The organism is Pseudomonas sp. NBRC 111130, assembly GCF_001320485.1.
GTDB lineage: Bacteria > Pseudomonadota > Gammaproteobacteria > Pseudomonadales > Pseudomonadaceae > Aquipseudomonas > Aquipseudomonas vlassakiae.
Genome location: NZ_BCBG01000001.1, coordinates 118,264 through 139,416 on the forward strand (window position 1 = coordinate 118,264; position 21,153 = coordinate 139,416).

At 63.5% G+C, this 21,153-nt stretch carries 21 protein-coding genes; 6 read left to right on the top strand and 15 right to left on the bottom strand.

The genetic code is table 11. The annotated features are described in order from the left end of the window. On the bottom strand, positions 1–1,377 hold the full coding sequence (locus APH33_RS00755) for a cytochrome ubiquinol oxidase subunit I (protein ID WP_054883318.1): 1,377 nt from the start codon (positions 1,375–1,377) through the stop codon (positions 1–3). A gap of 25 nt (positions 1,378–1,402) precedes the next feature. After that, positions 1,403–3,757 carry an FdhF/YdeP family oxidoreductase gene (locus APH33_RS00760; RefSeq protein WP_054883319.1) on the bottom strand — a complete coding sequence of 785 codons (2,355 nt, stop codon included), beginning with the start codon at positions 3,755–3,757 and terminating at the stop codon, positions 1,403–1,405. A 178-nt stretch (positions 3,758–3,935) separates the two neighbouring features. Here APH33_RS00760 and APH33_RS00765 point away from each other — a divergent pair, with 178 nt between their 5' ends. Continuing rightward, positions 3,936–4,445 (top strand): ferritin-like domain-containing protein, encoded by a 510-nt coding sequence (locus APH33_RS00765; RefSeq protein ID WP_054883320.1) that lies wholly within the window; start codon positions 3,936–3,938, stop codon positions 4,443–4,445. Positions 4,446–4,486: 41 nt separating this feature from the next. Here the strand turns inward: APH33_RS00765 and APH33_RS00770 are convergent, their stop codons facing one another. Together APH33_RS00770 and APH33_RS00775 are read right to left on the bottom strand one after the other, a co-directional pair. Beyond that, positions 4,487–5,362, bottom strand: coding sequence for a manganese catalase family protein (locus APH33_RS00770; RefSeq protein ID WP_054883321.1), 876 nt, complete (start codon positions 5,360–5,362; stop codon positions 4,487–4,489). A gap of 60 nt (positions 5,363–5,422) precedes the next feature. Then, positions 5,423–5,776 carry a general stress protein gene (locus APH33_RS00775; RefSeq protein WP_054883322.1) on the bottom strand — a complete coding sequence of 118 codons (354 nt, stop codon included), beginning with the start codon at positions 5,774–5,776 and terminating at the stop codon, positions 5,423–5,425. 309 nt (positions 5,777–6,085) lie between these two features. On the opposite strand from APH33_RS00775, the gene APH33_RS00780 reads away from it, so the two are divergent. Further along, positions 6,086–6,304, top strand: a complete 219-nt coding sequence (locus tag APH33_RS00780; RefSeq protein WP_054883323.1) for a hypothetical protein — start codon at positions 6,086–6,088, stop codon at positions 6,302–6,304. Positions 6,305–6,398: 94 nt separating this feature from the next. Here the strand turns inward: APH33_RS00780 and APH33_RS00785 are convergent, their stop codons facing one another. After that, positions 6,399–7,475: a M28 family peptidase gene (locus APH33_RS00785; protein WP_054883324.1), complete on the bottom strand. Its 1,077-nt coding sequence runs from the start codon at positions 7,473–7,475 to the stop codon at positions 6,399–6,401. A gap of 300 nt (positions 7,476–7,775) precedes the next feature. On the opposite strand from APH33_RS00785, the gene APH33_RS00790 reads away from it, so the two are divergent. Then, complete coding sequence (locus tag APH33_RS00790; protein WP_054883325.1) at positions 7,776–7,985, top strand: general stress protein; 210 nt, start codon at positions 7,776–7,778, stop codon at positions 7,983–7,985. Between the two features lie 70 nt (positions 7,986–8,055). On the opposite strand, the gene APH33_RS27340 is transcribed toward APH33_RS00790, so the two are convergent. Together APH33_RS27340 and APH33_RS27345 are read right to left on the bottom strand one after the other, a co-directional pair. Further along, positions 8,056–8,208, bottom strand: coding sequence for a hypothetical protein (locus APH33_RS27340; RefSeq protein WP_177332322.1), 153 nt, complete (start codon positions 8,206–8,208; stop codon positions 8,056–8,058). A gap of 36 nt (positions 8,209–8,244) precedes the next feature. After that, positions 8,245–8,406, bottom strand: coding sequence for a hypothetical protein (locus APH33_RS27345; protein ID WP_177332323.1), 162 nt, complete (start codon positions 8,404–8,406; stop codon positions 8,245–8,247). Between the two features lie 168 nt (positions 8,407–8,574). Here APH33_RS27345 and APH33_RS00795 point away from each other — a divergent pair, with 168 nt between their 5' ends. Further along, positions 8,575–10,368, top strand: coding sequence for a glycoside hydrolase family 15 protein (locus APH33_RS00795; protein WP_156351853.1), 1,794 nt, complete (start codon positions 8,575–8,577; stop codon positions 10,366–10,368). Between the two features lie 10 nt (positions 10,369–10,378). Here the strand turns inward: APH33_RS00795 and APH33_RS00800 are convergent, their stop codons facing one another. The 5 genes from APH33_RS00800 to APH33_RS00820 form a co-directional block, all read right to left on the bottom strand. Next, positions 10,379–11,518, bottom strand: coding sequence for a glutathione-independent formaldehyde dehydrogenase (locus tag APH33_RS00800; RefSeq protein ID WP_054883327.1), 1,140 nt, complete (start codon positions 11,516–11,518; stop codon positions 10,379–10,381). A 252-nt stretch (positions 11,519–11,770) separates the two neighbouring features. Next, positions 11,771–12,286, bottom strand: coding sequence for a ProQ/FinO family protein (locus APH33_RS00805; protein ID WP_054883328.1), 516 nt, complete (start codon positions 12,284–12,286; stop codon positions 11,771–11,773). Between the two features lie 120 nt (positions 12,287–12,406). After that, positions 12,407–12,757, bottom strand: coding sequence for a hydroxyisourate hydrolase (locus tag APH33_RS00810; protein ID WP_054883329.1), 351 nt, complete (start codon positions 12,755–12,757; stop codon positions 12,407–12,409). Next, entirely contained in the window at positions 12,754–13,257 is a 504-nt protein-coding gene (locus tag APH33_RS00815; RefSeq protein WP_054883330.1) for a nucleoside deaminase, read from the bottom strand. Before APH33_RS00815 ends, APH33_RS00810 begins: the two co-directional genes overlap by 4 nt. Positions 13,258–13,318: 61 nt before the next feature. After that, a complete protein-coding gene (locus tag APH33_RS00820) occupies positions 13,319–14,656 on the bottom strand; it encodes a nucleobase:cation symporter-2 family protein (RefSeq protein ID WP_054883331.1) in 1,338 nt (445 codons plus the stop codon). Positions 14,657–14,837: 181 nt separating this feature from the next. Here APH33_RS00820 and APH33_RS00825 point away from each other — a divergent pair, with 181 nt between their 5' ends. Beyond that, positions 14,838–15,752, top strand: coding sequence for a LysR family transcriptional regulator (locus APH33_RS00825; RefSeq protein WP_054883332.1), 915 nt, complete (start codon positions 14,838–14,840; stop codon positions 15,750–15,752). Between the two features lie 10 nt (positions 15,753–15,762). On the opposite strand, the gene APH33_RS00830 is transcribed toward APH33_RS00825, so the two are convergent. The 3 genes from APH33_RS00830 to APH33_RS00840 form a co-directional block, all read right to left on the bottom strand. Further along, positions 15,763–17,148 (bottom strand): MFS transporter, encoded by a 1,386-nt coding sequence (locus tag APH33_RS00830; protein WP_054883333.1) that lies wholly within the window; start codon positions 17,146–17,148, stop codon positions 15,763–15,765. Positions 17,149–17,225: 77 nt separating this feature from the next. Next, complete coding sequence (locus APH33_RS00835) at positions 17,226–18,809, bottom strand: aldehyde dehydrogenase (NADP(+)) (RefSeq protein WP_054883334.1); 1,584 nt, start codon at positions 18,807–18,809, stop codon at positions 17,226–17,228. 98 nt (positions 18,810–18,907) lie between these two features. Next, a complete protein-coding gene (locus APH33_RS00840) occupies positions 18,908–19,855 on the bottom strand; it encodes a LysR family transcriptional regulator (RefSeq protein WP_054883335.1) in 948 nt (315 codons plus the stop codon). A gap of 115 nt (positions 19,856–19,970) precedes the next feature. On the opposite strand from APH33_RS00840, the gene APH33_RS00845 reads away from it, so the two are divergent. Next, the gene (locus APH33_RS00845) at positions 19,971–21,152 is read left to right on the top strand and encodes a fumarylacetoacetate hydrolase family protein (RefSeq protein WP_054883336.1); all 1,182 of its coding nucleotides are present in this window, start codon (positions 19,971–19,973) and stop codon (positions 21,150–21,152) included. The last annotated feature ends 1 nt before the right edge of the window (position 21,153 follow it).

Below are 21,153 nucleotides of genomic sequence, written 5' to 3' on the forward strand. Positions count from 1 at the left end.
TCATGGCCTGCCGATTTCATCCGCAAGGGTCGGCTGCGGTTCTGGCTCCCCTGCCTTGGCAGGATGACGCAGGATGCGCAGCAATACCCACAAGCCGATGCCGAACACCACCAGATAAAAAACCAGAATCACGCCGGTAGCGCCGACGGCCTGCTCCCTGGAGACAGGCGATACACTGTCAGCCGTTCGCAGCACGTTGTAGACCGTAAAGGGTTGGCGGCCAACCTCGGTGACCACCCAGCCACTGATCATGGCGATGAAACCGGCCGGCGCCATCAGCACGCAGCAGCGGTGCATCCAGCGCGCCGTGTACAAGCGCTGTCGATGGCGCAATACCAGGCTGGTGATGCCGAGGACGATCATCAGCAGCCCCAGGCCCACCATCAGGCGAAAGGCCCAGAACACAATCGCGACAGGCGGGATGTCCTGCGGCGCGAATTCCGTGAGCGGGGTGATCGAACTGCTCAGGTCATGGCGCAGATACAGCGATGCTACGCGTGGAATCGCCAACTCGAAATGATTGCGCCGCTCGGCCATGTCGGGTAGTGCAAACAACCGCAGCGGTTCACCTGCGCCAGGTGCAGGGCGCACCCATGCGCCCTCCATCGCAGCCACCTTCTGTGGCTGGAACCGCAGCGTGTTCTCGCCATGCAGATCGCCTGCCACAAGCTGGACAGGTGCGAGTACGGCAAGGGTCCACATCGCCATGCTGAACTGTAGCCTGGCATGACGGTTGGAGGGCTCGCGCAACAACTGCCATGCACTCGCGCCAGCGATGAGCAAGGCGGTGGCCAGGAAGGTGGCCAGCATCATATGGGCGAAGCGATAAGGGAAAGACGGGTTGAAAATGATCGCCCACCAATCCTGCGCGATAAACCGCCCATCCGGGCCAATGCCGAAACCGCGCGGTGTGTGCATCCAGGCGTTTGCCGACAGGATCCAGAACGCACTGATGATGGAGCCGACAGCCACCGCGCAGGTGGCAAAAAAATGCAGCTTGGGTCCCACCTTTTTCATGCCGAACAGCATGATCCCGAGGAAACCTGCCTCCAGGAAAAACGCCGCCATCACCTCGTAGAACATCAGCGGCCCGAGGATTTCCCCTGCCTGGGTGGAAAGCCGTGACCAGTTGAGACCCAACTGGTATTCGAGGATGAGGCCTGACGCCGTACCGATCGCGACGTTGAGCGCGAACAGCTTCAGCCAGTACCGGTAGATATCCAGATAGACCTGCTCCCGGCGCCACAGCCACAGCGCCTCCAGCACCAGCAGGAAATTCGCCAGACCAATGCTGAACGCCGCCAGCACGATATGAAAGCTGATGGTCACGGCGAACTGGGCCCGTGCGGCCATCAGCCCCCATTCGACACTCTCCATAGGGCTCCCTCTGCTCGACGACCCGCTACACGACCTGGTCAGTTGCGGGCACGGCATGCTCGAGATCATCGGCATCTGGCTGCGCAGCGATCAAGATCACGGGCACCGATTTCGCGGCCGGTACCTTACTGCGTCTGGCGTGGTGCCATAGCGGGAGGAGCGCATTGGACTCCGGGTAGTAAGACGCAGCGCACCCTTCCGGGATGTCGTAGGCGATGATCTGGAAAGGCCCTGCCTCACGCCGCACAGCCGGTTCAATGGCCGTGCGCAAGCGCACCCAGCCGCCCGGCACGAAGCCCAGGCGTACGATATCGTTGCGGTTGAGGAACACCACTTTGCGCGTGCCCTTCACGCCCCTGAAGCGATCATCGTAGCCGTACACCGTTGTGTTGAACTGGTCATTGCTGCGCAGCGTCATCAGTTGCAGGACATTGCGGCCCGCCTCCCCGGTCAGGACATCATCATCCTCGTCCAGCGATGCGGGCGTAATGAACCGGGCCTTGCCCGACGGCGTGGCCCATTGGCGCTGCGCCGCACCCAACGGCCGATGGAACCCACCGGGCTCCCACATGCGTGTTTCAAAGTCATGGAAGATGTCCGGATAGACTTCGCTGATGGCCTGGCGAACGCGTGCGTAGTCCTGGCTCCAGTGCAGCCAGGGTATGGCGACGGCGTCGCCCAGCGTGGCGTCGGCCAAGGCGGCGACAATCGCCAGTTCCGAGCGCAACTGCTCCCCTGCCGGTTCTGCAGTGCCACGCCAGGCGTGAACGCAACCGGTACTGTCTTCAGTGGTGTACGTCTGCTCAATGCCACCCTGGCGGTCGATTTCGATCCTGCCCAGGCAGGGCAGCAGCCAGGTGTGTTCAGCGGGTACCAGGTGCGTGCGATTGAGCTTGGTGGCGATCTGCACGCTCAGACCAAGCCCCGCCCACGCAGGCTCCATTCGACTTGTGTCGGGTACCGCGCGCAGAAAGTTGCCGCCAAGCCCGATGAACCCCTTCACACTGCCATTGAGAATGCCCTCGCAGGCCTCGACCGTGGTCAGGCCTTTGTGCTCAGGGACCTTGAAGCCGAACAGTGCCTCGATCTTGTCCTTGGGCACCTTTGCCGGGTCTTCGGTGATCCCTACGGTGCGCTGGCCCTGCACATTGGAGTGCCCCCTCACCGGGCAGATACCGGCTCCCGGCTTGCCGATATTGCCGCGCAACAACAGCAAGTTGACCAGCATCTGCACGTTACCTACGCCGTGCCGGTGTTGGGTCATGCCCATGCCATAGACGATCATCACCTTCTCGCTGCGCGCATACACCGTGGCGGCGGCCTCCATCGCGCTGCGGCTCAGGCCGGACCGGTGCTCCAGCTCAGCCCATGCATAGCCCCGCACCTGCTCCATGAAGTCGACCAGGCCCTCGGTATGTTGCGCGAGGAAAGCGTGATCCAGCACTGGCCGCTCGCCGTTGATTTTCGACCGGTCCTCCATCTCCAGCAGGGCCTTGGCAATGCCCATGACGGCAGCGGTGTCGCCGCCGATGGCGACCTGGTGATATTGGGTGCTGATGGCCGTGGATTTCGGACCGAGCATTTCAGTGGGGGACTGGGGATTGACGAAGCGCTCCAGTCCCCGCTCCCGGATCGGGTTGAAGGTAATGATCGGAACGTTGCGCTTGCGCACCTCTTGAAGCGGATGAAGCATGCGTGGGCTGTTGCTGCCGACGTTCTGCCCGAAGAAAAAGATGCAATCGGTGTGTTCGAAATCGGCCAGTGTGACCGTGCCCACCGGCACGCCGATGCTTTCCTGCAAGCCCACCGACGTGCTTTCGTGGCACATGTTGGAACTGTCGGGAAGGTTGTTGGTGCCATAGGCACGGGCAAACAGCTGGTAGATGAATGATGTCTCGAGCGATGCGCGCCCTGACGCATAGAACACCACCTCGTCGGGGCTCAGCGCACGCAGTTGCGTGGCGATTGCCTCGGTAGCCTCCCCCCAGGTCGTCACCACATACCGATCGGTGTGCTTGTCATACCGCAGTGGATGGGTAAGACGGCCGTGCTGCTCCAGCTGGTAATCCGTCCAGCCACGCAATTCGCTGAGCGAATGCGCCGTGAAGAACTCGGGTGAGCTGCGCAACGTGGTCAATTCCCACGCCGTCGCCTTGGCGCCGTTTTCGCAAAATTCCAACGCGTGAGGGTCGCCAGGCTTGGCCCATGCACAACTGACACAGGCGAAACCTTTGGGCTTGTTCTGTTTGGTCAACGCACGCGTGCCGTTGATCAGGGTCTGCTCGCGCCAGAGGATGTTCAGCACCGAATGGGCAGACCCCCAGCCTCCCGACGCAGAGGTATAAGGTCGAAAATGCGAAGTGCCGTGGATCATCCTCATGCCGACCTCGTCTCGTTATATGTATCTAAACGTTACGAGTACGACGCCTACCTTAAGTTCGGCGCTGCTGCCCGGTGGAATCCGCTTCTGCCCATGCCCCATTCGTCGATTGAACTGAGCGCGGCGCCGCTGAACGCTCTCCCAACAGATACCTATCACTGGATGCGAGGTACTGATCATGGCAAGTGCGAAAGAAAACCTGCTCGACTGGCTGCGTGACGCCCATGCAATGGAGCAACAGGCCGAGAGCATGCTCAAGGGACAGGCAGAGCGGCTGGAACATTACCCCGAGTTGAAAGGCCGCATCGTCAAACACATCGAAGAGACTCAAGGGCAGCAGCGCGTGCTGGTCGAATGCATCGAGCGCCTGGGCGGCAGCACCTCGACCTTGAAGGATCTGGCGGGCAAGCTCATGGCGTTCGGGCAGGCGGTCGGCGGGATGACCATGAGCGATGAAGTGGTCAAAGGGGCGATGGCAGGCTATGTGTTCGAAAACCTGGAGATTGCCTCCTACACGGTGCTCATAGAAGCCGCCGAAGCGGCCGGCGACAGCGCGACGGCGCAAGCCTGTCGTTCGATCCTCAAGGAAGAAGTCGCCATGGCCGAATGGCTCAAGGCGCATCTGCCGGAAGTAACCCGCGCATTCCTGGCCCGCTCGGCCGACCCTGATGCAGAAGCCAAGCGCTGAATACGCATCCCGCGCCGGACGAACTCCGGCGCGGGCATTTCTCATTGCTGCCCACTGTTCACTTTGCCGAGTTCCGCTCCGGTCAGAGGTTGCGCATCTGGGTTCGACTGGGTACGGAGCTTCATGGCTGCGAGGGTGTCTGCGCCGCGCTCATCGAGCTGCACACTGGCCGAGCCATCGCCACCATCCACAGCGGGACGCGGCTCATCGACGTAAATCCAGTCCTGCCCTTCATTCCAGGCCCCACGCATATCCCCGCCCTGGGACAGGTTGAAATACGTGCGATTGAGCTCAGGGTCGCCGGGCAACTTGCCTTGCGGGAAGTTTGGCTGGATAGCATGCAGCGCCTTTTCGAACGACATCTGGTGGGCGATCTCACGGCTCATCAAGAAGCCCAGGGCATCTTTGATGCCGGGATCATCGGTGACGTTGATCAGCCGTTCATAGACGATCTTGGCGCGCGCCTCGGCAGCAATGTTCGAGCGCAAGTCGGCCGTCGGTTCGCCAATGGTGTCGATGTAGGCCGCGCTCCACGGTACCCCGGCGGAATTGACCAGCGGGGCTCCGGCACCGTATAGCAGGCTGGTGACATGGGAGTCATTGCCGGCGCCGGTCAGCGAGCGGTACAGCTCTCCCTCGGCCTCCACGCCTTCGGCCAGGCTGCCCTTGGCGCCTTTGTTGAGCATCACCACGATCGAGCCGATGATCTCCAGGTGGCTGAGCTCTTCGGTGGCAATGTCGTAGAGCATGTCCTTGCGTCCTGCGTCATCCTCACTGACCGCCTGGGTGAAGTAGCGCATCGCGGCGGCCAGTTCGCCCTGCGGCCCACCGAACTGTTCCAGCAGTAGATTGGCCAGGCCGGGGTTGGGTTGCGCCACGCGCACGGTGTATTGCAATCGCTTGTTATGCATGAACATAAGCAGGTCCTCATCAGTGCGCAGGGGCAGCCGGGCTGCCCCCTGCACGTTTATGGATGATCAGCGGTTGTCATCACTCTTGCGACCGCCGCCGTGGCTGTGCTGGCCACCTACACGGCCGGCTTCGGAAGCTTTTTCGCGGTCATTGGCAAAATTGCCCCCTGACGCCTGGCCACCTTTATGGCCCGCTTCCGAGGCACGCTCAGGGTCGTTCTTGAAATTGCCTCCCGAGGCCTGCCCCCCTTTGTGGCCTGCTTCAGATGCGCGTTCCGGATCGTTCTTGAAGTTGCCGCCTGACGCCTGGCCGCCTTTGTGCCCGGCTTCGGAAGCCTTTTCCCGGTCGTTGGCGAAATTGCCAGGATTGGTGTTTGCGTTGCCGCCTTGATTACCGCGGTTGTCCTGATTGCTAGCCATGATTGACACCTCATGTCGGTAGGTACACACAGGAAGATCTGTGTTTATCAGTGACCGGTACCAAGCGCCGCATCGTGCATTGAATTTCGAAAAGGCGGACGAAACGCGCTAATCAACGCACGCCTCTATTTTTGGCAAAAGGCTGCTGGTGCTTGGGTATTCGCAGTGCCGATAAAGGCGACTCTCAATGCCATGGCCATGACCAACTGCGGCATTACAGCCGACCATCAACCGGGGTGAACGGATGCGACTGCGCCACGATCAACCAGAAGGTTCGCGCCACTATCTATCTGCAAAGGGACATTCGACATGGCCAGCTACCTGTACTTGATCAGCTACATCCTCGACAACCAACCCGGCACGTGCGAGTTGCGCAGTGAGCAGGAAGACCTCAGTCGCGAAGCTGCCCGCGATTATCTGCAGGGCCTGCACCGCAACGAAGCGTCATCCTTCACTGATGTTCAGGTTCAGCGTCTTGAACATGACCATGAGCCCGGCACATCGCCAGGGCATTACCAGCAGCCGTGATGGGCTACCGGCATGGCCGTGATGTCCGAACGGATAGCTACGTTGAGATAGCTACGTTGAGATAGCTTCGTTGTGACGTCGGTCTGAGCCAGGCTCACGCTGTTGTCCGTTGCGGACCGCCAGCCGTCGAGCCTGTCAGATACTCCACCAGCGTCGCAGCGCACGCCGAAATACCCTCCACCGGCACCATCTCGAAACCGTGGGTGTTTTCAGTGGGAATAGCGATGCAACCCGCCTGGGCATCAATGCCCGTGCTCAGCACCGCACTGGCGTCGGAGGCAAAATCCACCAGCAGGGCCGACTGCGGCGCATAACCTGCTCGCCGGCTGGCGGCGATCAACGCCTGAACGACGGTGCGGCTGTAGTAGCCCTTCTGGTCGCCGGTATTGATGATCGGGTTGACCGAGAGCTGCGTACCGTATTCTTCCAGCACCGGCCCAACCTCGACCGCGATGGTGGTTTCGCCTGGCAGCCTGGAAGCCGCGTACAGGGCGCCGGCATTGGACTCCTCCTCCAGGGTGGTCAGAACGAACCAGACGTCTTGCCGCAGCTGTTGCCTTCTCTGGTGCAGCAGCCGTGCGCAGTGGATCACCGCCGTCAACGGCGCCCGGTCATCGAGGAAATGAGCCGCGATACAGTCATTGACCCGGAAGGGTTTGCGCCAATGCTGGCTGAGCACCACACGCGTGCCAGGCCGCACGCCTGCTTGCTCCAGCTCGGCTTTTGAGGTGCGGGTAACGACGTAGACATCCTTCCACTGAACATTGCCTGCCAGCACATCTCGCCCGTTCGAAGTACGACCGCTGTTATGCATCGAGCCGTAAGACAGAACACCTGGCAGGGTCTTTTCATCGCCCAGGATATCGACAGGACAGACGCCAAAACTGATGGGCTGCGCCCCGCCCAGGGCCAGGACTTCCAAGGTGCCGTCAGCACGAACGTTCTTGACGATCATGGCGATCTCATCAAGGTGAGCCATGACCCGGATGGCTGCATCAGGGTCACAGGCACGAGACGCTCGAACGACCCCGATCACATTCCCGGCCCTGTCGACATAGGCCTCGTCGCACACGTCTTCCAACGCTCGCAGGCAGATGGCCCGAACTTCATCTTCCTGGCCGCCCGGGCCACGGGCGTTCAGCAACTCAGTCAGCAACGCTTCAATGTCCAACGGTCATCCTCCTCTGCTGATCGCTAGCGGTTGACCTGAACGTCGTACGCCACGTTCAGTTGCGTCCTGCCAGCGTGGCGAGCCAACGGGGATGACCAGTTTTTGAACTGACAAAGGCCGGGACGCTGATAAAACAGATTGCAGATACTGGCTGCCCAGGCTCTGCGGCGCGATTAACTCCAACTCGGGTCCTTTCATGCATTTCGTCCGGCAACGGCGAATTAGCGGGAGCATTGCCCCCCTGCCGAAGCGTCGGAGTTGAACACAGACTTTCCTGTGTGCCACATGAGGTGAAAGATCATGGCTAACAATCAAAGCAACCGTGGGCATCAAGGCGGTACCGCACAGAACAACCCAGGCAATTTTGCCAATGACCGGGAGAAAGCATCCGAGGCAGGCCGCAAGGGCGGCCAGGCTTCCGGCGGCAACTTTGCCAACGACCGCGAACGCGCATCGGAGGCTGGCCGTAAAGGCGGACAGAACAGCCACGGCGGCGGTCGCAACAGCTAAGGGCATCGGCCTTTGCTGAATGTGCCGGGGCGAGGCATCGCCCCGGCATTTTTTTGCACCGCGCTCAGAGCTATTGGCCATCGTCCCCGATGTCTTCCTCAGCCTCTGCGGCATCGGTGGCATCGGCGTCATTCAGCGGCGGTGAGGTGGGTTTTTCCGGATCGTTGATGAAAGGCACACCACTTGGGCCGTGCTCTTCGAGCCCTTCGGTCTTGGGTTGCATGGCAAAGCCTCCAGGTCGGCATTGTAGGGATGAATTTCAGCGCTTCTGTCGGCCGTGGCCACGGGCCGTTTTCTGAGCAGTGGAGTCATGCGATGTACCGGTCGAACCATCGGGCCGACGGGCATCGTTATCCCGCTCCTGTTCGCCAGTAACCTTTGTTTGCGCGCCTGGCTGCTGCGGTTGGGCTTGTTTGGTCATGTCGCACTCCTCGTTTTTACTCATTACAAAAGGGAAGCCGGCGTGAGGCGCAAAGTTCAGGCGAGGTATAGGAACGGCGGATAAACGAACTTGGCGCGCAATCGGTATGTCCCACACAGAACACGAGCTCTCGCAGGCATGCCGATGGAAAGACAACCGATCGAGGGGATGCAATACGGTGCGCCTCAGCGGGACGAAGGGGGCTGGCTACCCCTGGAAGAATACGGCGCGCTGGGCGATGGACGCTCCGTTGCACTCATCGGCCTGGACGGCTCCATCGACTGGTGGTGCGTCCCCCATATGGACTCCCCGCCCCTGTTCGACAAGCTGCTGGCCCCGCAAACGGGCGGCTACTTCTCGATTACCCCCAGCGCGCCGTTCGTTGCCGAGCGCCGCTACCTGCCCGACAGCAATGTGCTCGAAACCACCTTCATCACCGATGAGGGTCGCGCCCGCCTTACCGAGTCCCTGAACAGCGGCCCGGCCGGCCGGTTGCCCTGGGCTGAACTGGCCAGGCGCATCGAAGGCATCGAAGGGCAGATGGACTTGCACATCGCCATCGATTTCGGCACCCAGGCCGATACGGTCAGCCCCTACCTGGCACCGAATGACAATGCATGCGTATTCCATGCAGGGCGCATACTCGGCATGTTCCTGCATGATCACCAGGTACAGGTCAAGCGCAAGGACGACCTGGGCGTGCGGGCCTCGCTCAGCGTTGCCGCCGGGCAGCGCGCAGTGGTCGCGATCATCGCCGGGCGTGACGAGCCACTGGTAGTACCGCCATTGGCCTTGATCGATGAACGCATCGATGGCTCGCACCGGGAGTGGTGCCAATGGTCCAGGAGCCTGGTCTACGATGGCCCGTACAAACCGCTGGTCGTGCGCAACGCGCTGGCACTCAAGCTGCTGCTGTCCTCGCCCAGTGGCTCGATCATGGCGGCAGCCACCTCATCGCTTCCTGAACGCATCGGTGGCAACAAGAACTACGACTACCGGTTCGCCTGGATCCGTGATGCCGGCTACACCATCGAAGCGTTTCTGAGCATCGGTGCGCAGCCAGAAGCCAAGGCCGCCTTCAGCTGGTTGCTGCGTCGGCTGGATGAACACGGGCCACGGGTGTTCTATACCCTGGACGGGGCAATCGGTGCTTGCGTGCGCCCGGTCGACCTCCCCGGCTACAAGCACTCGCCGCCCGTGGTCGGCAACGATGCCCGTGACCAGCTGCAACATGGCGTGTTCGGCGATATTTTCGAGACTGCCCGCTGCTTCATCGACTGCGGCAACATTCTCGACTCGCCCAGCGCCATGATCCTGTCGGCACTGGCCGACCAATGCGCCGATTGCTGGAGGCAACAAGACGCCGGTATCTGGGAACTGCCGGAAAAGCAGCATTACACGATGTCCAAGATCAGCTGCTGGCAAGCCTTGAGCCGGGCCATCGAACTGGCCGATGGCGGCCACCTGCCCACCACCTGCCGGGAACGCTGGGATCGCGAGCGGCAACGCGTTCAGGCATGGATTGAAGCCCACTGCTGGAGCGAGGCCCATCAGGCGTATCTGTTCTACCCAGGCAGTGATCGGCTGGACGCTTCGCTGGCACTGGCGGTGCGCTTCGGTTACCCCAGCGTGGCGCGGCTACGCAGCACCTTGGAGGCGATACAGGAGGCGTTGGGTGCCGGTCCGTTCCACTACCGCTACAGCGAAGCTCAAACGCAGGAAGGTTGCTTCCTGGCCTGCACGTTCTGGGTGATCGAGGCCTGGGCCATCCTCGGCCAGCAAGCGCGAGCCGAGGCGGCCTATGGCAAAGCGTTGGGCGCACTGTCGCAGGGGGTGGGCATCTACTCGGAGATGGTCGACCCAAAGAATGGACAGTACCTAGGCAACCTGCCGCAGGGCCTGAGCCACCTGGCCGCGCTGCGGGCAGCGTTGGCCATCGGTGGCTATCGCCCTGAACGATGATGCCCTCGGCTCAAGCCGCTGGCTTGAGCACCACCTTCGTCCAGCCATCATCCCTTGCATCGAAATGCTGGTAGGCCTGCGGGCCTTCAGCAAGCCTCAGGCGGTGAGAAATAATCTGCGAGGGCTTGGCCCGCCCATGGTGGATAAGCGCTGCAAGACGGCGATTGTACGCCTTCACATTCGCCTGGCCGGTGCGGATCTGCTGGCCTTTGAACCAGAACGCGCCGAAATCGAAGGCCATCTTGCCCTCTTTCGCCAAGTCGTTTTTCGCACCAGGGTCTTGCGGCACGAACACGCCCACGACACCTATGCCACCGGTGGCCTTGGTCGAAGCGACCAGGTTGTTCATGGTGAGGTTGTTCACTTCATGCCCATGCTTGTCACAGCACTGATAGCCGACGCACTCGCACCCGCGGTCGGTGCCTCTGCCATGGGTCAGGTTGAGGATCTCTTCCACGGCCTTCTGCTCCACGGCGTTGATGGGGGTTGCCCCAAGCTGCGCGGCAAGCTGCAGGCGGTCTGGCTGGTTGTCGACCACGAACACCTGGGAGGCACCCCTGATGATGGCCGAATGCGCCGCCATCAGCCCGACAGGCCCGGCTCCATAGATCGCGATGCTCTCGCCTGGCTGCAGGCCGGCCAGCTCTGTGGCATGCCAACCGGTGGGGAAAATATCGGAGAGCATGACGTAGTCATCTTCGCGCTCCTCGGCATCTTCCGGCAGGACCAGGCAATTGAAATCTCCATAGGGCACGCGCAGCAACTCTGCCTGGCCACCCTGATAAGGCCCCATGTCGGCGAAACCATAGGCAGCGCCGGCAGTGCCCGGATTGGCGGTCAGGCAAAATCCCGTGAGCCCTTTTTCACAGTTTTCGCAGAAGCCGCAGCCGATATTGAATGGCAGGCAAACGCGATCACCGACTTTGACCCGGTCGACCCCGGCGCCTACCTCGATCACCTCGCCGAGGTTTTCATGGCCGAATACCCGCCCGGTTTCGAATGACGTTCGCCCCTCATACATGTGGAGGTCGGAACCGCAAATGTTGGTGGTGGTAATGCGTACCAGCACGTCTGTTGGCTTCTCGATCATCGCGTCCTTCACATCCTTGACCGCGACGTCACGTGGGCCGTTGTACACGATGGCTTTCATAGGTTGAACTCCCGAATGTCAGAGGCGACCGAAAGGCGCCCTACCCTGTTGAGGTAACTGCTGAGGTTCAGGTGTTCAGTGCGCTGCGTGACAAGCCAGATCAGTGGCACTAATGGCTGTCGCCCTGGTTTCAGGGGGATGGCACGGGCTGCGCCCGTGTTCGCGGGAAAAAGCCGCTTCCAAAGGGATCGCACATTTGAGCAGGCCCAGGCGCCATCCGGTTGGATGGCGCAGGGCCCAGCGCGAAGTGGCTCAGTCCGCAGTCGGTTCCACTGCGTCGGCGACAGGGGCCGGGGCCGGGGCAGCGGCTTTGGCTTTGGCGCGGTCCTTGCGGCCTTTGCCGCGCTGGCGTGCCGCCTGTTGCTTGGCGTACAGCGCCTGACCGGCGGTGACAACGCCTGCGGGCTGGCCATTCAAGTCCAGGCGCGAAGCACCTTCGACCATGCTTGCCCAGTAGCGGTTGCCGCGGCACCAGGTCGAGATGCCCAGCTTGAGCTGCTCGACCGTGATGCCGAGCAGCTCCAGGTGTTGCTCGGCATCCTTGAAGATGCCCTCCTTGAGCGGCACCTTGGGCGCCGGGTTGACCGGGAAAGCCAACGGGAAATGCTTCTGCAGTGGCCAGATCGCTTCCACCGCCGGGTCCTGCTCACGCGCCTTGGCCTGCGAGGCGGGCTTGCGCTTGGCAGGGCGCGGGGCGTCGGCCTTTGCCTGCTGCTCTTTTTCAGACCGCAGGCGGTCACGTAACTCAGCTAGTTGTTCAAAACCCATCGTATTTCACTGCTTCTACGTTGATTGCGTGGCGCAAGGATAAGCCATGCAGCGCCGGGTAGCAGCAGAAAGAGGATGAATCGCTGCGGATTTAGTCACCAGGCATGGCCAGACGCAGCGTCAAGCGCCACCCCGGAAGCAGCTGACGCCCCAGGCGGTGAGCTTGAAAGGCAAGTGATAGTGCGCCTGGGGATCACCGATCCCGAAGCGGTAGATGAGTTCGTCGATAAAGGGGATTTCAGGCAACGGCGTCCCCATTTCCCGATAAAACCGGGCCACCTGCAAACGCACTTCATAGACGCCGGCCCCGAACAGCGCGTTCATCTCCGCCAGCCCCGCCCATTGGCCGCGCGCATCGATGATGCCCTGCGCGATCGGCGCGCCGCCCGCGACGCCGATGCTCAGGCGCAGCCCTTGCGCGGCACGCCCGCTGGCAATGTCCACCACGTGCACGGAGACGCCGCCGTTCATGCCCAGAACCCCTGGTGGGCGGTCGCCGCCTCGTTCTCAAGCAGCGGGCCATGCACCTGCACCGTGCGCTGACCGCGGGCGAACACCTCGCGGCACGGCAGCGAAAACGTGGGGTTTTCCGGGTGCGCACCGGTCAGCCCGAGCAAAGCATGTTCCGACAAGGCATAGACCACCCGGCCAATGCCGGTCCAGTAGACCGCGCCAGCACACATGCAGCAGGGCTCGGCGCTGGTGTAAAGGGTGCAGCCTGCGAGTTGTTCCGGTGTCAGCAGCCTGGCGGCACGCGCCGCTGCGACCAGCTCGGCATGCTGGGTCGGGTCGCCCTTCGGGGGCATGGAGTTGTTGCCGGCGCTGGCGATGATCTGCCCTTGCGCATCGGCCACCAGGGCAGCAAAGGGGTGTCGGCCGTCCTTGCGCGATTGCTCGGACAGGCGGATCGACTCGCGCAGCAGGGCCAGGTCCAACTCGGAAAGCTCGGCGCCGGAGCGGGTGAAAGTCATGGCGGTTACTCCTTGTACGGCAGGTGAAAGCGCGCCGGCTGGCGCGCATGAAAAGGCAGGCTCACTTGGCCAGGCGGGTATCGATGGCGTCCTGGCTGCGGGGTGCGGCTTCACGGTTGAGCAGCAGGTTGAGCAGGATCGCGCTGACCGCAGCCAGGAAGATCCCGCTTTCCAGCACCAGCTTCAGCGGGCCGCTGACATGCTCGAACAGTGCCGGCATCGACATCGGCAACACACCGATGCTGACCGACACCGCCACCACCAGGCCGTTGCGGGTCCCTTCGAAACGGACACGGGCCAGTTCCTGGATGCCCGCCACCGTGGTCATGCCGAACATCACGATGGCGCAGCCACCGAGCACTGGCGTCGGCACACTGGCGATCAGCGCACCCAGCTTGGGGAACAGCCCCATCAACACCATGATGGCGCCCGCTGCGGCGACCACGAAGCGGCTCTTGACCCCGGAAAGCGCGATCAGGCCGGTGTTCTGCGTGAACGCGTTGTAAGGGAAGCTGTTGAACAGGCCACCCAGCATGGTCGACAGGCCATCGGCGCGAAACGCGTTGCCCAGGGTGTGCGGGTCGGTGGGCTTGCCGGTCAGCTTGCCGATGGCCAGGCAGTTGCCGGTGGTCTCGGCCATGATCACCAGCATCGCCAGCAGCATGATCAGCACGGGCGTGAAGGCGAACTGCGGCATGCCGAACGCCATCGGCGCGCTGAGCTCGAACCACGCGGCATCGCCCACTCGGCTGAAATCGGTCATGCCGCAGGCCGCAGCCAGCACGCTGCCGGCAATCAGCCCCAGGAGCACGCTGAGGTTGCCGATGAAGCCACGAAAACGGGCGTGGATCACCAGCGTCATCGCCACCGTCGCCACGCCCAGCATCAGGTTGGCCGGCTTGCCGAAGTCCGCAGTGCCTGGCTGCCCTCCTCCAAGCCAGATGGCCGCAGCCGGCATCAGCGAAATGCCGATGACGGTGATCAGGCTGCCGATCACCACTGGCGGGAAGAATCGCAGCAAGCGGCTGAACAGCGGCGCGATGGCGATGGTGAGCGCACCGGCGGCGATCACCGCACCGAATACGTGAGGTAGCCCGAACTCTTTGCCAATCATGATCATCGGCGCCAGGGCAATGAACGAGCAGCCCTGGATCAGTGGCAGGCGTGCGCCGAAACGCCACAGCCCGAGGGTTTGCAGCAAGGTGGCGACACCCGAGGTGAGCAGGTTGGCATTGATCAAGGTCACCACCTGGGCCTGGGTCAGCCCCAGGGCACTGCCCAGAATCAGTGGCACGGCGACGGCACCGGCGTACATCACCAGCACATGCTGCAGGCCGAAGCTGAACAGCTGCCGCGCAGGCAATATTTCGTCCACGGGATGGATAACTGGTTGGCTCATGTCGTGAATCTCCTGAAGTGCGGCTCTTTTTATTGTTGAAGGCGCCCGGAGTGACATGCAGCGCAGGGAAGCGTGGCAGCTGTCGCCGATGTCTGGGTGAAGAATCCTGGGTAATCACCGATGGAGCAAATGATTAACCATCGTTACTATCGATGGATTGACCCGTGGACAGGATCAGGTGATGCGCTTTTCGCTGGAGCAGTTGCAGGTGTTCGTCAGCGCCGTTCAGGCCGGCTCGTTTTCTGCCGCAGCGCGACGACTGGGGCGCACCCAGTCGACGGTCAGCGCGGCCATCAGCAACCTGGAAACCGACCTGGGCGTGCAGCTGTTCGACCGCACCAGCCGCATCCCGGCCCTGACCGCGGCGGGCCATAAACTGCTACTGCGTGCCGAGGGCATCCTTGAGCGCTGCTACGCCCTGGAGGGCAGCGCCGACAGCCTGGCAGGCCAGGTGGAAGCCGCGCTGACCCTGGCGATCGAGGTGCCCTATGGCCCGCTGATAGCGCCCTTCAGAGGCTTCGACGAGGCGTTTCCGTTTGTCGACCTGGCGATCCGCCACCCGCTGCACGGCGACGTCAGCGAAATGATCCTGACCGGCGAAGCCGACCTCGGGGTGAGTTTCGCCCAGCCCGGCTACCCGCCGGAGCTGGCCTTCCAACAGCTGGGCAAGCTGATCATGACCCACGTCTGCCACCCGCAATTCGCCTTGGCGCGGCAGGGCCCGGTCAGCTTCGCCGACCTCAACGCCCATCGCCGGCTGGCGTTTTTCGCCCATGCCGACAAGCTGCCCAGCAGCGAATACCTGCGGGCCGGCCAGCTATGGCGGGCGGAGAGTTACCTGGCACTGGTCGAGATGGTCCGCGGCGGGCTTGGCTGGGCGACCCTGCCGCGCCTGTTGGTGCAGCGCGAGCTGGAAAGCGGGCAGCTGATGGAGCTGCAACTGGAGGCCTACCCCCACACCGACTGGCTGGTGGGGGTGGACCTGCTTTGGCATCGCAAGCGTCAGCCTGGCCCGGCGGCGCGTTACCTGCGTGAGTGCCTGCAACGCAGCAAGGTGTTCGAGCTGGACCGCATGGGCAAGTCGACCACCTTGTGACTGGCGCCGCTCAGGCCGCCTCCAGTTCCAGCTGCTTGCGCGGCTCGGCAGCCGAACGCTTGAGCATCGCGGCGGGGATCGCCAGGATCAGCAAACCGCTGACGAACAGGCACAGGCCCAACACGTAGGTGCCGTCGTTGATGTTACCGGTCAGGTTCTCCGCCATTGCCGTGATCATCGAGCCGGTGAAGCCCGACAGGTTGCCGATGGCATTGATCATGCCGATGCCCGCCGCCGCCGCGACACCGGACAACACCGTGCCCGGCAGGGTCCAGAAGATCGGCATCAGGCTCAGCACACCCGACGCGGCCACGGTCAGGAACAGGATCGACAGGGTGACATCATGGGCGAACGCGGCGCTGAGGATCAGCCCGCAGCCGCCGATGAATGCGGGGATCGCGGCATGCCAGCGGCGCTCGCCGGTGCGGTTGGAGTGGCGCGCATTGAGGAACATGGCCACGATCGCCACGCTGTACGGGATGGCGGTCAGCAGGCCAATCTCCAGGCTGCTGGTCACGCCCGCGCTCTTGATGATCGACGGCATCCAGAACGCCAGGCCATAGAAGCCAGTATTGAAGGTCAGCAGGATCAACACCAGCAGCCAAACCCGCGGGTTGAAGAACACCTCACCGAGCCGCGAGACCTTGCCGTCCGCTTCCTGTTGCAGGTTGGCCTTGAGCAACTGCTTCTGCGCAGCCGACAGCCAGGTGGCCTTGTCGATGTTGTCGCACAGGCAGGTGAACACCACCACGGCCATGATCACCGAAGGCACGCCCTCGACCAGCAGCATCCACTGCCAGCCGGCCAGGTCATGCCAGCCATCCAGGCGGGTCATCAGCCAGCCTGACAGCACCCCACCGAGGGTGAGGCTGACCGGCATCGCCATGAGGAAACCCGACATGACCCGGCTCTGCCGATGGGTCGGGAACCAGTAGTTGAGGTAAAGGATCACGCCGGGGAAGAAACCGGCCTCGCAGATGCCCAGCAAGAAGCGCAGCACGTAGAACATGGTGCTGGACTCGATGTGGAAGAACCCGGCCAACGGCTGGGTGAACGCCACCGCCATCGAGATGATCGCCCAGCTCAGCATGATCCGGGCGATCCAGAAGCGCGCGCCGTAGCGATGCAGCAGCAGGTTGCTGGGCACCTCGAACAGGAAGTAGCCCCAGAAGAACACGCTGGCACCCAGGGCGTAGACGGTGTTGCTGAACTGCAGGTCGTCGAGCATGCTCAGCTTGGCAAAGCCGATATTGACCCGGTCCAGGTAGGCGGCGATGTAACACAGCAGCAGGATCGGCAGGATACGCAGGATGACCTTGCGGTAGGTGCGGTCTTCGAACGCCTGATCGGCGGTGGGGGCGGTAGATGGATGAGCCATGGCCAAGCCTCGTGGCATGTCGTGCATGCCTGATTGTTGTTATGGGAAGCCCACCGCTGCAGGCGCAGCCGGTGGGTGACTATCAGCAGCGGTAATCAGCGAATCGGGTCACGGCTGGGCTGGCCGTCGACCAGGCGCAGCAAACCAAGCGGGTTGGCATCGCGCAGCGCCTCGGGCAGCAACGGATCGGGGAAGTTCTGGTAGCACACCGGGCGCAGGAAACGGTCGATCGCCAGGGTGCCGACCGAGGTGCCACGGCTGTCGGAGGTGGCCGGGAACGGGCCGCCATGGACCATGGCATCGCATACCTCGACGCCGGTCGGGTAGCCGTTGACCAACACGCGGCCGGCCTTCTGTTCAAGCACTGCCACCAGCGGCGCGGCGTGCGCCAGGTCGTCCGGCTCGCCGATCAAGGTGGCGGTCAGTTGCCCGCCCAGCGCCTGCAGCGCGGCCAGCAACTGGGCCTGGTCGGCGAGTTCGACCAGCACGGTGGCCGGACCGAAGATTTCCTCCTGCAGCAGCGCTTCGCCAGCCAGCAACAGCTGCGCATCCGCCTGGAACAGCTGCGGCCAGGCCTGGTTGCCCTGCTGCTCGGCGCCAGCCAGCAAGCGCACGCCGGCCTGCGCCTTGAGCGCGGCCACGCCGTGGGCATAGCTGGCCAGGGTGCCGGCGTTGAGCATGGTCTGTGGTGGCTGCTCGGCGATTTGCGCAGCCAGCTGCTCGACGAAGGCGCTGAAGGCTGGCGAGCGCACCCCCAGCACCAGGCCAGGGTTGGTACAGAACTGCCCGCAGCCGAGCACCACCGAAGCGACCAGCTCGCGGGCCACGGCCTCGCCGCGCACGGCCAGCGCCCCGGGCAGCACCAGCACCGGGTTGATGCTGCTCATTTCGGCGAACACCGGAATCGGTTGCGGCCGCGCCGCCGCCATGTCGCACAGGGCGCGGCCGCCCTTGAGCGAACCGGTGAAGTCCACGGCCTGGATGGCCGGGTGCTTGACCAGCGCCTCACCGACCCGGCCACCGTAGATCATGTTGAACACCCCGGCCGGCATGGCACAGCGCTCAGCGGCAGCGACGATCGCCTCGGCCACCCACTGCGCCGTGGCCATGTGGCCGCTGTGGGCCTTGAACACCACCGGGCAGCCGGCGGCCAGCGCCGCAGCGGTGTCGCCACCGGCCGTGGAAAACGCCAGGGGGAAGTTGCTGGCGCCGAACACTGCGACCGGCCCCAGGCCCATGCGGCACTGGCGGATATCCAGGCGCGGCAGCGGGGCACGCTGGGGCTGCGCACGGTCGATGCGCGCGCCGAGGAAGTCACCGCGGCGCAACACCGTGGCGAACAGCCTCAGCTGGCCGCTGGTACGCACCCGCTCACCCTGGATACGGGCGGGCGGCAAGGCCGTTTCCTGGCATACGGTAGCGATGAAGTCGTCACCCAGGGCATCGAGCGCATCGGCGATGGCGTCGAGAAACTCGGCGCGGCGAGCGGCGGGCAAGGCCCGGTACTGAGGGTAGGCCGCTGCAGCGGCCCGGGCAGCGGCATCGACTTCTGCGTCGCTGGCCTGGTAGAACGCGCCTGGCAGTGGCTGCCCGGTACGTGCATCGACACTGTACAAGGCCGCCTGACCGGTGGCGCGGCGAACCCCGCCGATGAATTGCTGGCCTGCGTGGGACGTCATGGATGATTCCTCGGCATTGCGAAAGACATGGGTCGCTAATCTAGGCGGCTGTGCGATGCTTTCCCAATGGCATTTATCGATCATCCGATAACGGTGCGTTATCGCTCCCCCTCCCCTCGGCCCGCGTGGGCCAGCAGGATCTCAGCGAACTCCAGCGCCGCGCCGCTCAACGGCTCGCCCTTGCGGGTGAGGATGCCGTAGTCCTGCGGCGCCAGGTGCAGCGGGGTGTCGAGGTTGACCAGCACCCCGCTGGCCAGGTGCGGCTCGACCATCGCCTGGGGCAACATGCCGATCATCGGCCCGCCCAGCAGCACCTTGAGGAAGGTCTGCATGGAGATGGTGTCGATGGTATTGCGCGGCACGGCCACGCCCGCCTCGGCGAAGGCCCGCTCCATGCGCCCGCGAATCGGGGTGCCCTTGGGGTAGAGAATCCACGGCCACTCCAGCAGCTGCGGCAAGGTCACCGGCCCGGCAGCGCTCAGCGGGTGCTGGTCGTTGACCACGAAGCAGAACGGTTCCGGTGCCAGCGGCTGGAAGTCGAAGCGCTGCTGCTGGGACGCGTCGGTGAAGCGCGCCACGGCCAGGTGCAGCTGCTTGTCTTCGAGCATGGCCATCAGGTGATCGCTGGTCTGCTCCACCACTTCGATCGACAGCAACGGCTTGCGCTGCTTGATGGCGACGATGGCATCGGGCAGCGCCACGGCGGTGGCGGCGAAAATGCCGCCTACCTTCAACTGCCCGTGACCGCCCTGGCGCAGGCTGTCGATCTGGTCGACGAAGTTGCGCGCATCGTTCAACGCCACCTGGGCATAGCGCAGCACCTGCTCGCCAAGCGCCGTTGGCGGCATGCTGCGCGGCAGCCGTTCGAACAGGGCGAAGCCGAGCAAGTGCTCGATTTCCTTGAGCATCTTGCTGATCGCCGGCTGGGTCAGGTTCATCTGCTGCGCCGCAACGTGCATGTTGTGCGTGCGCCCGAGGGTCTCGATCAGCAACAGGTGGCGGAACTTGAGCCAGTTGCAAACGTGGGAAAAGGAAAGGTCCGACATGCACGCCCCTGTCGCTGCGATAACCGCTTGTTATTGAATGGTGAGATTAAGCCATTGGAGTTTATCGCGCCGCTTGCCTAGCGTGCAGCTCTCACGTTCCGAGAGATTGCGATCCATGCCGATGACCCTCACCCCCGCCAATACCCTGCCTGCGGACGGCCTGACCGGCACCCTGATCGGCCGCGCCTGGACCCCGGGCGAACCTGGCGGCCCCTCGCCGATCACCGTGCGCCCGGACGGTGTGTTCGACCTGTCCGAGCGCTTTGCCACCCTGAGCCAGCTGCTGGAAAGCGACGACCCGTTGCACGCCGTGCGCAGCACCCCGGGCCGCTTCCTGGGCAGCCTCGAAGCGTTGCTGGCCAACAGCGGCGAAGCGTTCGACGCCCAGCAGCCCTACCTGCTCGCCCCGGTCGACCTGCAAGTGATCAAGGCGGCCGGGGTGACCTTCGCCGCCAGCATGATCGAGCGCGTCATCGAAGAGCAGGCAGCCGGTGATGCCAGCAAGGCCGAGGCGGTGCGTGCCACCGTGCATTCGGTGATCGGCGACAACCTCCGGGCAGTGCGCCCAGGCTCACCACAGGCGATGGCACTCAAGGCCCTGCTGATCGAGCAAGGCATGTGGTCGCAGTACCTGGAGGTGGGCATCGGTCCCGATGCCGAAGTGTTCACCAAGGCCCCGGTACTGGCGGCCGTCGGCAGCGGCAGCGCGATCGGCGTGCACCCCGGCTCGGCATGGAACAACCCCGAGCCCGAAGTGGTGCTGGCCGTGGACAGCCGCGGACGCATTCACGGCGCCACCTTGGGCAACGACGTCAACCTGCGCGATTTCGAAGGCCGCAGTGCGTTGCTGCTGAGCAAGGCCAAGGACAACAACGCCTCGTGCGCTGTCGGCCCGTTCATCCGCCTGTTCGACGACAGCTTCGACCTGGACGCGGTGCGCCACTGCGTGGTCGACCTGGAAGTCCAGGGCGAGGACGGCTACCGCCTGGTCGGCAGCAGCTCGATGGACCAGATCAGCCGCGACCCTGAAGACCTGGTGCGCCAGACCCTCAACGCCAACCATCAATACCCCGACGGCTTCCTGCTGTTCCTTGGTACGCTGTTCGCCCCCATCGAAGACCGTGACCAGCCGGGCGCGGGATTCACCCACAAACCGGGTGACCGGGTGCGCATCGCCAGCCCCCTGCTCGGCCAGCTGCACAACCAGGTGACCACCAGCGACCAGGCTGCGCCGTGGACCTTCGGCCTTGGCGCGATGATGCGCAACCTGGCCGCCCGCGGCCTGCTGCAGCGCTAAA

Bases quoted from the DNA above. Each gene is read 5' to 3' on its own strand.
- APH33_RS27345 (WP_177332323.1), bottom strand. From the start codon at position 8,406: ATGACCAAACAAGCCCAACCGCAGCAGCCAGGCGCGCAAACAAAGGTT.
- APH33_RS00760 (WP_054883319.1), bottom strand. From the start codon at position 3,757: ATGAGGATGATCCACGGCACTTCGCATTTTCGACCTTATACCTCTGCG.
- APH33_RS00845 (WP_054883336.1), top strand. From the start codon at position 19,971: ATGCCGATGACCCTCACCCCCGCCAATACCCTGCCTGCGGACGGCCTG.
- APH33_RS00775 (WP_054883322.1), bottom strand. From the start codon at position 5,776: ATGGCTAGCAATCAGGACAACCGCGGTAATCAAGGCGGCAACGCAAAC.
- APH33_RS00790 (WP_054883325.1), top strand. From the start codon at position 7,776: ATGGCTAACAATCAAAGCAACCGTGGGCATCAAGGCGGTACCGCACAG.
- APH33_RS00810 (WP_054883329.1), bottom strand. From the start codon at position 12,757: ATGAACGGCGGCGTCTCCGTGCACGTGGTGGACATTGCCAGCGGGCGT.
- APH33_RS00770 (WP_054883321.1), bottom strand. From the start codon at position 5,362: ATGTTCATGCATAACAAGCGATTGCAATACACCGTGCGCGTGGCGCAA.
- APH33_RS00840 (WP_054883335.1), bottom strand. From the start codon at position 19,855: ATGTCGGACCTTTCCTTTTCCCACGTTTGCAACTGGCTCAAGTTCCGC.
- APH33_RS00780 (WP_054883323.1), top strand. From the start codon at position 6,086: ATGGCCAGCTACCTGTACTTGATCAGCTACATCCTCGACAACCAACCC.
- APH33_RS27340 (WP_177332322.1), bottom strand. From the start codon at position 8,208: ATGCAACCCAAGACCGAAGGGCTCGAAGAGCACGGCCCAAGTGGTGTG.
- APH33_RS00800 (WP_054883327.1), bottom strand. From the start codon at position 11,518: ATGAAAGCCATCGTGTACAACGGCCCACGTGACGTCGCGGTCAAGGAT.
- APH33_RS00825 (WP_054883332.1), top strand. From the start codon at position 14,838: ATGCGCTTTTCGCTGGAGCAGTTGCAGGTGTTCGTCAGCGCCGTTCAG.
- APH33_RS00805 (WP_054883328.1), bottom strand. From the start codon at position 12,286: ATGGGTTTTGAACAACTAGCTGAGTTACGTGACCGCCTGCGGTCTGAA.
- APH33_RS00830 (WP_054883333.1), bottom strand. From the start codon at position 17,148: ATGCCACGAGGCTTGGCCATGGCTCATCCATCTACCGCCCCCACCGCC.
- APH33_RS00820 (WP_054883331.1), bottom strand. From the start codon at position 14,656: ATGAGCCAACCAGTTATCCATCCCGTGGACGAAATATTGCCTGCGCGG.
- APH33_RS00835 (WP_054883334.1), bottom strand. From the start codon at position 18,809: ATGACGTCCCACGCAGGCCAGCAATTCATCGGCGGGGTTCGCCGCGCC.
- APH33_RS00765 (WP_054883320.1), top strand. From the start codon at position 3,936: ATGGCAAGTGCGAAAGAAAACCTGCTCGACTGGCTGCGTGACGCCCAT.
- APH33_RS00795 (WP_156351853.1), top strand. From the start codon at position 8,575: ATGCAATACGGTGCGCCTCAGCGGGACGAAGGGGGCTGGCTACCCCTG.
- APH33_RS00755 (WP_054883318.1), bottom strand. From the start codon at position 1,377: ATGGAGAGTGTCGAATGGGGGCTGATGGCCGCACGGGCCCAGTTCGCC.
- APH33_RS00815 (WP_054883330.1), bottom strand. From the start codon at position 13,257: ATGACTTTCACCCGCTCCGGCGCCGAGCTTTCCGAGTTGGACCTGGCC.